Raw genomic sequence first — 13,646 nt, forward strand, 5'->3', positions numbered from 1 at the left:
CTCGTACACCGTCCGGGGTGCGCGGGCAGGGCACGGTCGCGGTCAGGTTCAGCTGGAACAGGCCGTAGCGGTTCGCATGCGTCCGGACCGGCGGGGCCAGCGGGTCCACCTCGGTGAGTTTCTCGCAGCCCAGGACCTACCACCTCGGCATCGTGTCGACCACTGGCCGCAGTGGGCAGCCAGCGGCGCAGCAGTGCGTCCGCAGGTGTCGACAACGCCGGACTGACCGCCACCGTCGACCTGCTTCACAGCACCCGAACACCACTCAGTTTCGATGATTGTCTATGTTGACGCTCATCGATACAAGTGTCATGCTGGGCCGCGCAAGCCATCGACAGATGTCGAACCACGCAAGGAGTCGCCGTGAACGCGCCCGCCACCACTGAGCTGCCCGTCGTCGTAATCGGGGCCGGACCCGCGGGTCTGGCCGCCGCCGCCCACCTGGTCGACCAGGGCATCGAGCCCCTGGTCCTGGAAGCCGGCCAGCAGGCCGGCGCAGCGGTGCGCGAGTGGGCGTACGTGCGCCTGTTCTCCACCTGGGGCGAGGTCGTCGACCCGGCCGCCGAGAAGCTCCTCGCCCCCACCGGCTGGACCCGGCCCGACCCGGCCACCTACCCCTCCGGCGGCGACTGGGCTGAGCTGTACCTCCAGCCGCTCGCCGACGTCCTCGGCGACCGCGTCCGCGTCGGTGCGACGGTCACCGGCGTCTCCCGGGCCGGCCGGGACCGCATCGTCGACGCCGCCCGCGAGCAGCAGCCCTTCGTCGTGCACTTCACCCGCGCCGACGGCCGGGAGGAGCGCGTCTTGGCCCGCTCCGTCATCGACGCCTCCGGCACCTGGGCCACCCCGTCCCCGGCCGGCGGCAGTGGACTGCCTGCGCTCGGCGAGCGGGGCGCCGCGGACCGGATCACCTACCGCGTCCCGGACCTGAAGGACCCGGCCGTGCGCGCCCGGTATGCGGGCAAGCGCACTGCCGTGATCGGCTCCGGCGCCTCCGCGTTCACCGCCCTCGCCTACCTCGCGGACCTCGCCAGGACCGAGGACGGCGCGGGGACGAAGGGCGTCTGGGTCCTGCGCCGGGGTATCTCCGGGTCCACCTTCGGCGGTGGCGAGGCCGACCAGCTCCCCGCGCGCGGCGCCCTGGGCCTGGCGGCGAAGGCCGCCGTCGACGAGGGTCACGCGGACGCCGTGACCGGCTTCCGCACCGAGGCGGTCGAGCGCGACACCGACGGCCGCCTGGTCCTGGTCGGCGAGGACGGGCGCCGCCTGGACGCGGTCGACGAGGTGATCGTGCTGACCGGCTTCCGCCCCGACCTGTCCTTCCTCGACGAGTTGCGCCTGGGCCTCGACGAGCGCCTCCAGGCCCCCGTCGCGCTCGCGCCGCTGATCGACCCCAACCAGCACTCCTGCGGCACCGTCTACCCCCACGGCCACCGCGAGCTCTCCCACCCCGAGGCCGGGGTGTACCTGGTCGGCATGAAGTCCTACGGCCGCGCCCCGACCTTCCTGGCGATGACCGGCTACGAGCAGGTCCGCTCGGTCGCCGCCGCCATCGCTGGCGACGTCGAGTCCGCCGACCGCGTGGAACTCACCCTGCCCGAGACAGGAGTCTGCGGCGGCGCCGGCCTGTTCGACGTCCCCGACACCCAGGAAGCCGACGGCGGCTGCTGCGCGCCTGCGCCGCAGCTCGTCCAGCTCGGCGCCCCCGTCTCGATCGGGGCTGCTGAGGAGGCTCCGGCGGGCGGCTGCTGCGGCTCGTGACCGATCTGGGCACCCCCACGCGCGGAGCCGCGACCGGAACAGGGGACCGGTCGCGGCCCCGCGCCGCCCTGCCCGCCCTCTGCGCCACGCAGATCGTGAGTTGGGGCATCGTCTACTACGCCTTCCCCGTCCTCAACCCCCAGATCACCCATGCGACCGGCTGGCCGGCCGGGGCGACCACCGCGGCGTTCTCCCTCGGCCTCGTCATCTCCGCCCTCGCCGGGATCCGCGTCGGACGCATCCTCGACCGGCGCGGCCCGCGCACCGTCATGACCGCCGGTTCCGTGTGCGGCACCGTCAGCCTGCTGATCGTGGCCGCGGCTCCCAACCTGCCGGTCCTCTTCATCGGTTGGGCGCTCGCCGGGCTCGCGATGGCCGCCACCTTCTACCAGCCCGCGTTCGCCGCCCTCACCCGCTGGTGGGCCCCCGACCACGTCCGCGCCCTGACCATCGTCACCCTCGCCGGCGGCCTCGCCTCCACCGTCTTCGCACCCCTGACCGCGACCCTCGCCGACCACCTGTCCTGGCGCCACACCTACCTCGCGCTCGCCATGATCCTCGCCGCCGTCACCATCCCGGCCCACGCCCTGGCACTGCGCGCGCCCTGGCCCGAGGCCCCAACGAGCCCTGCCCATAAGGCCGCCGACGCTGCCGATGCCAGGCGCAGCCGACCGTTCCTGCTGCTCGCAGCCACCTTCACCCTGTCCAGCTTCGCGATGTACGCCGTCGTCGTCGCGCTCGTCCCGCTCCTGCTGGAACGCGGGTACACCACCAGCCAGGCCGCCTGGGCCCTCGGCATCGGCGGCGCCGGACAGACCCTGGGCCGAACCCTGTACGCCACCCTCGCCCGCCGCACCACCGCCACGACCCGCACTACGGTCCTCATTGCACTCGGCGGACTGACGACGGCCGCGTTCGCCGCCACCCCAGGTCCGTACGGCCTCCTCATCGCCGTCTCGGTCGTAGCCGGCATGGTCCGCGGCAACCTCACCCTGCTCCAGGCCACCGCCATCACCGACCGCTGGGGCACCACCCACTACGGCCGCCTCTCCGGACTCCTCGCCGCGCCCGCCCACACAGCATCAGCCCTTGCACCATTCGCCGGCGCCGCCCTGGCCGTGCCCCTCGGCGGCTACGGACCGCTGTTCTTCCTCCTGGTCGTCCCCTCCGTGGCCGCCGCGCTCATCGCGCCGTGGACAGCCACCGACGCCATACGCCGTCGCACCCCAGGGCTGTGAAAACCACCAAATGCCCTGCAGGCGCAGGTGAACCCGCCCTCGCTCCGATCTTCAACCCGGAAGCGACGCGCGGGTTCGACGGTTGAGCCCTCCAGGAATCCGCGAACCCGCGCGCTTCCGATCGCGCTGCGGCCAAGATTCGCGGCGACGAAGTCGGACATCGCGGTGCTGAGCGCCGCCTCGCAGAATTCGGAGCATCGCCCCGCCGACCCGGACAATCCGGCCGTGACTGGCTCGCCCAGGCCCTTGAGGACATCTCGGCGACCGTCGTCCACCACGCTGGCAATCACCGCTTCTGCGGACGGTTGCCGCGTGTTGCCGCTCGGTTGACGACGGTACCAGGGCGACGGGGGTCACGGCTGTAGACCACCGTCCAAGGTGCCCAGCGCTGAACTCGGCGCATGGGGGGCTCCTTACAACCGGCACACGTGCTCTTCGCTCGCGCGATCTCATCCCTAAGTCGGGGGCTGACCGTGTCGCAGAGTGGCACACGTCGTTGCCAGGGCATGAAGAAGATCGTCGAGCTAGGCGCGCTCACTCCTTGCTGCCGTGTCCGCCCGGGTCCTTGGCGGGCTGCTGCCGATGGGCTGATGGTCTTCCCGATCTGACCAGCGGCGCGCCGGGGCGCACCCCGCTCTTAGCCGACGTCCGATGCGCCAGCGATACCCGGGGTTCCTGCCCCTGCGCAGGGCTCATGGACACGCTGATTCCGCACAACCACACCCCCCGAAGGAGCAAGCATGTCGAACATCCCTGCTGAGCTGAGGTACGCCAAGTCGGACGAGTGGGTGTCGCCGGCAATGGACGGTGCGATGTACGTCGGGATCAGCGACTACGCACAGCAGCAGTTCGGCGATTTCGTGTTCGTTGGTCTGCCCGAGGTCGGCAAGGTTGTCGCGGCTGGCGACTCTGCCGGTTCCGTCGAGTCGAACACCAGGGCGTCGGAGCTCATCGCACCGATCGGCGGCGAGGTGATCGCTGTAAACGAGGAGCTGTCCATCAGCCCGGAACGTCTCAACGAGGACCCTTACGCGTCCTGGATCTTCAAGCTCACGCCGTCGAACGCTGCCGACTTTGACAATCTCCTCAAGGCGGACGAATACAGGGCACACATCAGCGAAGGCTGACATTCGTTTCCCCGGCCCGGACCCTTCGCCCCGAGGCCGTGCAGCCTCCCGTGCGGGGCAGGTCGGCAACCCCCAGTTACCGACCCGTCCCGCGCCAGGCGCCGCGATGGTGAGGACTGGCCGATGCGGTCTTGCGGTCTTGGTTTGCCCGGCCGATGTAGAAGATGGAGCTGGCGGTGGGGCGCTGGTCGGCTCCGGTTCTCCCGCAGGCCGCGAGCCGCACAGGGCAGGTGTGTCACCGGATTGGAAGCGTTTCCACCGGTCGGGGCGGTGCGTTGATGGTGGCATGAAGATGAACCGCACAGCCCTGGGTGCCGCCATGATTGCCGCGGGCCTGCCCCTGCTCCTGGCCGCTCCCGCTCACGCCGACACCGGCGGCTTGTTCGGCTCCAACGCCGGCACCACCACCGGCAGCACGCCGTCCCTCGCCGACCTCTTCGCCGCCGAGAAGGCCCCCTTCGCGAGCATCGAGGCCACCGCCAGGGCGGCGGGGGGCCTTTCCGAGGACTCCTGGGAGTACACGAAAAGGGCGTGGACCGTCGCCACGGATGATGTGCAGCAGGTGTTCCACGCGGCGCAGCAGCCGCTCGGAGCGTCGCAAAACCAGTAACGCATGCCGCGCATCGCTCCACACGGCGTGGGCAGGCCAGTTAAGAACGCCCGGCGGCGTGCTCGCGGCCGGGGGCCGTGACGTCAGACGTGTTGCGCCATTTCCAAGTCTTCGAAGTAGTACCACTCTGCGGGGGCTCGGGAATGACGTAGTAGCCGGGGTCGTCGCGACGCGGGTGACGTCCTCGTCGCGGACGCCGTAGCCCTCAATGCGGAGCTGGGTGGAGCGGCGTGAGGCAGATGGGCGGGCGCTCCAGATCGGCCGTCCTGCAATCTTCCCTCGGATGGCGGTTATTTCCGATCTTGGTGCGGCAGTAGACAAGACCGACGACAGCGGTGCCGCATGCGGTGGCGCTGTTCCCTACCACTTCTTCAGGAGGACCCGTGGAGCTTGACACATGGAATCTGGACGACCTCGGAGGGGCGTCGGTGTTTTCAGTGAATGGGGGCGGCGGCCTCGTCAAGCCGCTCATTTTCGCTGCCGACCGCCCAGTCGGTGAGGGTGCCACGGATTTCAGTGCGTTCATTGAAAGCCTCTCAAACTTTCTGAATCCGGTCCCGAGTGACTTCACTCGCGGCCATGACCCTGTTCTGGTCGGCTACTTCGACGACGCTTCCACGGTCGATCACCAAGCACGTGTTGTACGGGAGGCGATCTTGAAGGTGATCGAGAAGCGGAAAGGCGACAGTCGGCTGACGGTGGGCGGCATCGGCCAGGGCGCCCAGGCGGTTCGCCTTGCCCTCGTCTGGCTGGAGGACGCAAAGGTCGATCACCAGACCCAGACCTACTTCTCCTACAACGGCACCCCGCCTGCCACGAGTCTGGACGAGGAGATCCTGGAAAGGGCGGGCTGGCCCAAGCTCCCCCGCAAGCTCAAGCTGGTCACAGAAGACTTCACCAGTGAGCTGAAGGACGACGACTTCGACGAGACCATCGTCGGCACCCCCAACCCGGAGTGGAACCAGGGGGGGATGCTGTTCAACAGACAACTCGTTTCCGCGTTCATGGACAAGCTGAAGTAAGAGGTCTTCAGGCCCCGCGCCGGGTGCGCGCCGACCTCGACGGGGTAGCAAGTGTCGCCGGGTGCGGGAGCGGGATCAGGTTCGGCGCCGCCGGGTGAGATCGGGGATTGTTGCGTGGGCGGCCAACTGCCCACGCAGGCTCGCGTTGGCCTCCTTGATCTGCTGGTTCTCGACCTCTAGGACCTGGACGATCCGGGCCATGAGCTGGAGTTGTGTGCGCAGGTCGTCGCGTTCGGCGCGGACTCGGGCCAGGTCCTGCTGGTCCTTGGCCGCGCGGTTCCGCGCGGCCCCGGATCCAGTCTCTGGGAGGGGCGCGCGGGCTTTGACGAGGGCGTAGAAGAGGTCCTTGAGCCCGGTGTGCTTGTGGGTGAGTTTGTTGCGCCGCAGGCCGGCTTCGGCGGCCAGCGAGACGACAGTCAGTTTGCCGTCGGAGTGCAGCGGGGTGCCGATGAGCAGGCGCACCATGGCGTCGGCGATGGCTCGCACCTCCGCGGCGTCTCCGGAGTCGGCGTCGTGGGCGCTGGCGAGGGCTATGCCGACGAGTTGGGCCAGGGCAGCCTCGCCGCCCGGGTCGGGGCCAGCGTCGCTGGGAGTGCTCACTGTGGTTCCTCGGGGTCTGCTGTGCCCGGCTGCTGGACGTCGTGGCGGCGGATGATCTCGGTGAGGTGGGTCCGGCGCTGCTGTTCGCGGGCCGCGATGGGGTAGGGGTCGAGGCCGGCCTCGGCGGCGGCGTCGATCCGGGTGACCTCGGCCCGCAGGGCGGTGATCTGGCTGTCGGTGCGGCTGATGTTCGTGCACGCCGCCTGGCAGCGGGAGTGGTCCGGGGTGCTGCGGCTGCCGGCGCGTGCCCGGTCGCGGTCCGGGTCGCACAGCGCGGTGAACGCGTCGTGGTTGCAGGTCAGGAAGGCTTTGGGGTCTTCGTAGACCTGGAGGCGTGGGTTGTCGACGAGCGCGCGCAGCTCGCGCTTGCCGAGGTAGGCACCGGCGTAGCGGTCGGTGAACTCGGCGGCCGCGGCGCGGTAGCGGTCGGCGGCCGGTCCGCTGACCGTTTCGCCGGCGGCGATGCGCTCGCCGGCCTCGGTGAGGGTCTCGGCCAGGGCCAGGCCCTTCTCCTGGTCGAGGACTTCGAGCATGTCGGCCTTGGAACGGCCTGCGTACGACTCCGACATGGCGGTGGCCGCGTGGCCGTACTGCACCGCCAGGGCGATCCGGCCGCCGGGCTGGCGGTAGATGAACCAGGCGATGGTGCGGCGGAAGCGGCGCAGGGCGACGGCGCCGTCTGGGTCGTCCGGGATGAGCTCGTGCGGGCGGTCGTGGACGGCGGCGAGCCGGTTGGCCCAGGCGGTGAAGGCGCGGATGCGTTCTGCGGCGGCTTCGGAGGACAGCCCGGTGCGGGTGATCGAGCTCTTCGCGCCGCGAAAGAGGGTGCGGGTGAACAACTCCTCGCCCCCTTCGAGCTGTTCCGCGACGGCGATGGCCCGGGCGACCGGCTCCAGTACGATCCATGGATCCGCGCGCATCTCGCCTTCGCCGATCGCGTTGCCGTCCTCGTCGAGGACGCCCTTGAAGTGCCGGCCGCGCACCTCGTAGCGCACGGTCCCGTCCTCGCGCTCCACGCGGGTGCAGCAGCCACGACGCAGGGCCAGGACCTCTTCGGGCCGCATGCCCGAGAGGTACGAGCAGCAGATCAGCACGGCGGTGGACAGGTGCAGCACCAGGGTGTCGACGTCGTCGAAGCCGAGCCCGGGTGCCCAGGGGGCAGGGCCGATCCGGCCGGAGACCGGCACGTCGAGCACGGGGCCGGGGCCGAAGTCGTCCGCGGTGAGCTCGTCGGTCAGGGAGTGGCGGGCGACGCCGAGCTGGTTGGGGGTGACGCCGATGGTGGCGGCCAAGAAGGTTCCAGCCATCGGCGGCAACGGGCCGCGGTAGCGCGCGGCCACGGCGGCGGCTGCCGGGGCGGTGCTGGTGGGGATTGGCTGGCCGGCCGCGAGCAGGTCGCGCAGATACTTCCGGGCCGTGTCGACGCCGTTGGGGATGGCCCGGGCGGGCAGGGAGTCGAGCAGCCGGCGGTGCTCGCGGGCGGCGGCCAGGATGTCGTCGGAGAGGTCCAGGACGGTGCGCAGGGCCCACACCAGCAGCGGGGCCATGACGGCCGGGTGCACGATCGGGATGTTGTTCTCGCCGTCGGGGGCGTCGTCGTTGGTGCCGAGGAAGTCGGTCATCACCCGGGCCGGTTCCTCCCAGGGCGGCATGGCCAGCCGGTCGCGGTCGGGAAGGAACGGCGCGTACGCCCACAGCCGCGTGATGATCCAGAGTTCTCTGGCGTCGGTGCGCCAGCGGCGCCCGCTGGGCCGCAGCTGCTCGGCGTACTCCTCAAGGTCATCGGCCGTAACCTGCCCGAGTTCGGTGATACCGCGAGCCGTGAGCCAGGTCGCGAACCGGATCCAGACCTGGAAGTAGTGGCGCAGGCTGGACGGCTGTGTCACCGAGCGCGAAGCCCGCTGCTGGAGCAGGACGGCCGGAGTCGGCACGTTCAGCTCGGCGAACGCCGCGCGCATCAGCGCCGGCCGCAGCGCGGCGGGGCACCGGCTCCAGTCGATGACCAGGGAGCGGTGGGACTCCTTGCCGCTCATCAGCGCCAGAGGCCAGGCCAGGTCGCCGAAGCGTGGCAGCTTCGCCGTCTCGAAGCCGGGCCGCAGGCGGGCGAAGGGCAGGACGAACGTATCGGGCGCCGGGTCGATCACCCCGGGCCCGGCCGGGTCGGTGGACGGCGTGGTCACGGGTCGAGCCTCCGCTCCAGCATCGCGTGGATCAGCTCCCGGTCCGGCTCGCTCACCGCGGCCACCAGGCGGGGCCTGCTGTCGGTGGTGGTGTAGGTGGTCAGGAAGTCGCCGATCCGGGCGTGGTGGGTCGCCCAGTCCGCGGCCCACACCCCGGGGGTCACCGCCGAGCGCAGCGACTCCACTGCCTGGTGGAGGTAGGCGATGCGGGGCAGGTCGCGGCCGGTGGCCACCGCGTTGCGGCAGGCGAAGCACAGCAGGAATGACACCGCGCACGGCGTCCCAACCGGACTGTGGTCGGAGTTGAGGAAGTCCGCGCACGAGGCGACCGGGGTCCGCAGCCGGCCGGCCACGATCCGGCGGGCCACCTCGATATCGACCTCGGCCTCCTTGGCCACTAGCTCGGCGCCAGCCTCGGTGTCGGTGTTGCCGTCGACGTGGTCAACCAGCCGCATGGCCACCGTCTGCCGGGCGGAGTCGAGGGCCTGGGTGAGCCCGAGCTCCACTGCCCCGCGCGAGGCGTCGCGAACTCCCTCGTCCAGCAGTTGGTAGTCCCGCTCGTGGGTGGCCTGGGTGTTGTTGCGGGCCCGGCCGTGGTGCGCCTGGGCGCTGTGCCGCAGCGCCTGGGCGTGGATCCGCTGCGGGAGGGCCACGCCGTCGGCGCGGGCGTGGCTCTGCCAGCGCCGGATCGCCGCGTCCAGGACGTTACCGTTGGCGTAGTCGCGCAAGTTCTCCGCCCCGCCCAGGCCGCGGTGGCCGACCAGCAGCCTGGCCGTGGGCCGCCCCAGCAGCTCCAGGGTCGCCCGCGCTGGCGCGGTGAGCTCCAGGACGTGGCGCAGGGCCCGGCCGCCGGAGCCCTCGCCGACATCGACGAGGGTGTTGCTCGAATACCGGCGCCGTCCGCGCCGGGCCTTGTCCGTGTCCACCTGGTGCACCGCCGGGTCCGCGCGGTCCGCGTTCGGCCACCAGGTGGGCACGTCCATCTTCTTGACCACGGACAGGTTCCACGCCTCGTGCACGATCAGCAGCACGGCCGCTGCCCCGATCTCGTCCGGCGTCGCGAAGAGCCGGGTCAGCGAGGCGGCGTTGCCCTCGAAGCCGAACGTGCCCTTCACGTACGCCGTCACGGAACGGTCGTCGTAGCGTGGCAAGTCGCCGGTGCGGGCCAGCACGTCCAGCACCTCGCCGACCGCCCAGTCGCCGTCCCCGGGCTCGATCGCCCCTGCGCGCCAGCGCTGAAGCACCGCGGTGTTCGCCGCGATCCGCAGCCGGCCGGCACGCACCGTCGCGGCGGCCCCGGTCCGGATCGTCTTCAGCTCCTCGCGGGTGTGGGCCTCCTTGCGGCGCCGGCCGCGGCGAGCCGGCGGGCGCCGCCGCGGCGTCTCCATGAACACCCGCGTCGCCTCCGGCACCCCGGGCGCCCGCCGCACGACCGCGGCCAAAACCCGGCGGACGTGGATGTCGCCGGACCACTTCTTCCACCACTCCACCGTGATCTGCCCGGTCGAGGTGACGGGCGGCTCGGCCGCGGCGGCAGCCTTGAGGAACAGCCGAAGCGTCCGGGCGTTGGTGCGGTAGGTGTCCTCACTGCCCCAGCCCCGCCCCTGCGCGGCCAGCGCGGCCACCAGGGACCGGCGGAAGTCCACCGGCCCGGGGCCGTCCCGGAAGTCCCACACCCCGAGCGGCTTCCCGTCGCCGCTGACCGGGCGCAGCACCAGCCCGTCCGCATCAAGCACCGGCGCCTTGTGGAAGCCGCTCGGCGGCAGGGCCGCCCGGCGGCCACGGCCGCTCACGCCGCGTCCAGGATCAGACCGGTGCGCTCCGCCAGCTCCGCGATCTTCTCCGCGTTGACCGGGTTGTCGTCGTCGTTGAGCAGCGACTCCAGCTGCAGACCGCGCACCGGCTCCAGGTAGACGTCCCGGGTCACCTGCTCGCTGCGGTGCCCCAGCATGTCCTTGACCATCAGCCAGACCTGCCCGTACACCTCCTCGTAGTGCAGGCGCTGGGCCGGCGTCAGCCCGAGCCGGCGATCCAGCGCGTTGTGCAGCGCGATCAGCATCCGCAGGGCCATGGAGTGCCGGAGCATCTTCGGGGTCGCGAAGACCTCAAGCCCCGCGTCCGCGCAGCGGTCGCTCGCGCGCTCGAAGACCTTCGTCCAGCTCGCGTACTCCATCGGCAAACCGGACTCCGTGAGCCACAGCATCGCCGGCTCCAGGCCGTCCTCATCGTCGACGAACAGCCGCATCCGCTCGGCGGCCGTCAGCCGCCCCAGCGCGCTCTCGCCCACACCGCCGTCCCGGCTCGTCCAGTACACCCGTCCCGCCCGAGTGACCTCCCGGATGACCCGCAGGCCCGGCAGCCGGTCGTAGACGCCCCGCGCCCGGGCCCGGTTCACCGCCAGGGCCCGCGTGCTCATCCGGTAGCCCTCGATGCGCTGGAGCGCCGGATGGCCGACGTAGAAGGTGTAACCGGCACGCTTGGCCACGGCCTGGCCGACCTTGCCCGCGTAGTAGTTCCGGTGGCCCAGGGCGGGGAGTTCGCAGGTCAGCAGGGTACCGCCCTCGCGGCGCCGCACCCCACTGGAGTACAGCAGGTCGGCGAACGCCGTGTCCCGGCCGGAGCACCGGCCGCGCCACCCCTCATCTTCCAGCCCGCTCGGCAGCATCCCGCCGAGCCCGACGTTGCGCCACAGCCGAAAGGCCCGGGGCGACAGCCACTTCACGTCCGAGCTCTTCACGTCCGACGGCACCGGCAGCGTCACCGGGTTCGCCGGCACGAAACCGTGCCCGGCCGCGATGTCGTATAGCAGCTTCAGCGCGGCCAGTTCCTTCGCCCAGGTCCCGCCGCCGACCGGCGCCGGGTTCTCTGCTCCCCGCCGTCGCCACGCCTCCCAGTCCTCGACGTCCTCCTCCGACGCCTCGTCCCAGTCCAGCCCGCGCTGCCACAGGAAGGTGAAGAACAACCGGTAGATCGGCGCGTAGGTGAGCTGCGTGCCCTGCGCCTTCGCGGAGAACGCGGAGCGCCGGAAGCACTCGCTCAGACGGGGATCGACTCGTCCCTCCGGCGAGACCAGGATCGGCTGCCGCTCGCGCAGACCCAGCGCGCGCTCGCGCGCCTCCAGGTCTTCCCACCCCGCCACCGGACGGTCGGCGGCGGGCACCCCGCCGTCACCGACCCAGAACAACCGCCACTTGTACGCCACTTCGCTCCCTCAGCCGCAACACGACACGGGGCAACACAGCGTATGTCTACAGAACACCGCTACGCCCGCGCGATCGGCCCCCGCCGCACCCCCATCATCGCCACCGCCCTTCCCCGGCCCCGGCGTCAGCGGGCCTGAGCGCCACCGCGGCCTTCACCCCGCTTCACGGATCGGCAGCGCCCACCGCGGACCCCCATGGCCGCTGGGTACGATCGGGACAGGGCAACCGCGCCACGCCCGACGTCCCGCCCGACCGCGCCCACGCCGCCCCGGGCACCGAGGCCAAGAGTCTGAGACTCGCGCGAGGTGATTGGCCTGCCGTGATGTCCTCCATCGACGGTCGCAGCGCGTGGGACAGACGACCGTGGACAAGGTGCGACACCCATGACGAGCAAGAGCCAGCGCGAGATCGACCGTGCGATCCGCCAGTACCAGACCGACCACCCGGGTACCTCCCTCTCGGCGGCCCGCCGCGCTATCGAGCGCCGCACCGAGATCCTCACGCCCCCCGCCCGCCTCGCTCACGTCGTGCCGCCGCGCGCGGGCGAGTCGCTGGAGGACTGGATCGGCCGGCTGGCCGAAGCCAACGAAGTCCGCCGCCACCGGATGATGGAACTCCTCGGCCTGGAGCCCGGACGATCCGCCCTGCAGCGGTTCCGCAGTCTCGCCGAGCACATGCCGGACCACACCGTGAACCGACTGCACGTCGCCACCGGCATCGACGCCGAGCAGGCCCGCGCAATGGCCGCCATCGGCCCCAAGTCGGACCGGAAGGCGCCGATGTCCGCCGAGCAGGCGGCCGAGCACCTCCACGGCCTCCTGGTCAAGGCCCGAGCCCAAGCCGAGGCCGAAGGGCTCCCTCCCTCGTCGTCCTGGTCCCTGGCCTTCGTCGAGCCGCGCATCACCCGGCTCGGCGGCGCAGCCGCCCTCCGCACGGCAGCCAAGCGCGCCGCCCGCCGGCTGCGCATGAGCATCCGCGTCACCGTCTACCGCCGCCAGGGCGATCCGGACCAGCTCATCACGGTCAACAACCAGGGCCCGTTCAAGACCGTCAAGCGCGACCCGGTGGACACCCTCACGACCACCCCGTTCACAGCCGACCCGCAGCCCGGCCCCCGCAGCGCCCCGTGCGACTGCCGCCACGGCTACTGCATCAGCGGCACCGACACCTACTTCGGTTCGACGCCGTGGCCGGGGGAGATCTGGAACGCGATCCGCCCCGACACCGACCTGCGGACCCTGCCCGAGGACTACCGCACCACATACGACGTCGACATGCTCTTCGCCCAGCTCACCCACCGCGCCTACGACGACTACGGCAGCATCCTCGACCTCACACCGTTCCTCGACGGAGCCGAGCTCGGCCCGCTCGCCGACGTGCAGGTGTACGCCACGAACGCCCGCGGGCACTATCGCGGCCGCTCCCACGGCGCCCTGTGCCAGCACGCCGACACCCGAAGCGGCCGGGGCTTCGGCCCGCTGCCATCGCAGCAGCACGAGATTCTGCCGCTCGCCGAACTCGTCGAGATCCTCCGCCCGCTCCGCCACAGCCGCCGGCACCAGGGCCTGGGCGACCTGATCGGGCCCGGCGCCGCACGCCGCGACCGAGACCTGGAAGACCGCTGGTGCTCCTACTGTGGCGGCTACTCGATCCGCCGATTCGCGACCCCAGAGGCGTGCGCCCACTACCGCGCCGAACGCGAACGCTGGTCCCAGCTACCCGATGACGAGCCCCGTGACACCGCTGACGACGCCGACGACCCGATGCTCGACCTGCTGAGCGAGGCGGACAGCTTGCTGGACTCACCCGCAGTCCAGCGGATCTTCGACGCCCACGACCGAGCCATGGGGACCATGCCCGCCCAGCCGCACGACCGTCCCTAACCCGGGCCTGCCCGCTCCCTCC

10 protein-coding genes are annotated in these 13,646 nt (G+C 71.4%); 6 read left to right on the plus strand and 4 right to left on the minus strand.

Annotation, left to right across the window (positions count from 1 at the left end; all coding sequences use genetic code 11):
* Positions 1-363: 363 nt before the first annotated feature.
* From J8M51_RS44220 to J8M51_RS44240, 5 genes are all read left to right on the plus strand, one after another.
* Complete coding sequence (locus tag J8M51_RS44220) at positions 364-1,761, plus strand: NAD(P)-binding domain-containing protein (RefSeq protein ID WP_086762459.1); 1,398 nt, start codon at positions 364-366, stop codon at positions 1,759-1,761.
* Complete coding sequence (locus tag J8M51_RS44225) at positions 1,758-2,999, plus strand: MFS transporter (protein WP_076968390.1); 1,242 nt, start codon at positions 1,758-1,760, stop codon at positions 2,997-2,999. The genes J8M51_RS44220 and J8M51_RS44225 overlap by 4 nt, the downstream gene beginning before the upstream one ends.
* Before the next feature lie 740 nt (positions 3,000-3,739).
* Positions 3,740-4,126, plus strand: coding sequence for a glycine cleavage system protein GcvH (gene gcvH, locus J8M51_RS44230; RefSeq protein WP_086756902.1), 387 nt, complete (start codon positions 3,740-3,742; stop codon positions 4,124-4,126).
* 292 nt (positions 4,127-4,418) lie between these two features.
* A complete protein-coding gene (locus tag J8M51_RS44235; protein ID WP_143673223.1) occupies positions 4,419-4,736 on the plus strand; it encodes a hypothetical protein in 318 nt (105 codons plus the stop codon).
* Between the two features lie 383 nt (positions 4,737-5,119).
* Positions 5,120-5,758: a hypothetical protein gene (locus tag J8M51_RS44240; protein WP_143673222.1), complete on the plus strand. Its 639-nt coding sequence runs from the start codon at positions 5,120-5,122 to the stop codon at positions 5,756-5,758.
* Between the two features lie 75 nt (positions 5,759-5,833).
* Here the strand turns inward: J8M51_RS44240 and J8M51_RS44245 are convergent, their stop codons facing one another.
* From J8M51_RS44245 to J8M51_RS44260, 4 genes are read right to left on the minus strand one after another with little or no spacing between them, the layout of a single operon-like run.
* Entirely contained in the window at positions 5,834-6,358 is a 525-nt protein-coding gene (locus J8M51_RS44245) for a hypothetical protein (protein ID WP_179203161.1), read from the minus strand.
* The gene (locus tag J8M51_RS44250; RefSeq protein ID WP_086756897.1) at positions 6,355-8,538 is read right to left on the minus strand and encodes a hypothetical protein; all 2,184 of its coding nucleotides are present in this window, start codon (positions 8,536-8,538) and stop codon (positions 6,355-6,357) included. Before J8M51_RS44250 ends, J8M51_RS44245 begins: the two co-directional genes overlap by 4 nt.
* A complete protein-coding gene (locus tag J8M51_RS44255; protein WP_086756895.1) occupies positions 8,535-10,331 on the minus strand; it encodes a hypothetical protein in 1,797 nt (598 codons plus the stop codon). Before J8M51_RS44255 ends, J8M51_RS44250 begins: the two co-directional genes overlap by 4 nt.
* Complete coding sequence (locus J8M51_RS44260) at positions 10,328-11,740, minus strand: site-specific integrase (RefSeq protein WP_086756893.1); 1,413 nt, start codon at positions 11,738-11,740, stop codon at positions 10,328-10,330. The genes J8M51_RS44255 and J8M51_RS44260 overlap by 4 nt, the downstream gene beginning before the upstream one ends.
* A 384-nt stretch (positions 11,741-12,124) precedes the next feature.
* On the opposite strand from J8M51_RS44260, the gene J8M51_RS44265 reads away from it, so the two are divergent.
* A complete protein-coding gene (locus tag J8M51_RS44265; protein ID WP_086803313.1) occupies positions 12,125-13,624 on the plus strand; it encodes a TniQ family protein in 1,500 nt (499 codons plus the stop codon).
* Positions 13,625-13,646: the final 22 nt, after the last annotated feature.

The organism is Streptomyces griseiscabiei (assembly GCF_020010925.1).
Taxonomy (GTDB): Bacteria; Actinomycetota; Actinomycetes; order Streptomycetales; family Streptomycetaceae; genus Streptomyces; species Streptomyces griseiscabiei.

Excerpts from the sequence above, each read along its gene's own strand:
- J8M51_RS44265 (WP_086803313.1), top strand. The coding sequence starts at position 12,125 with ATGACGAGCAAGAGCCAGCGCGAGATCGACCGTGCGATCCGCCAGTAC.
- J8M51_RS44235 (WP_143673223.1), top strand. The coding sequence starts at position 4,419 with ATGAACCGCACAGCCCTGGGTGCCGCCATGATTGCCGCGGGCCTGCCC.
- gcvH (WP_086756902.1), top strand. The coding sequence starts at position 3,740 with ATGTCGAACATCCCTGCTGAGCTGAGGTACGCCAAGTCGGACGAGTGG.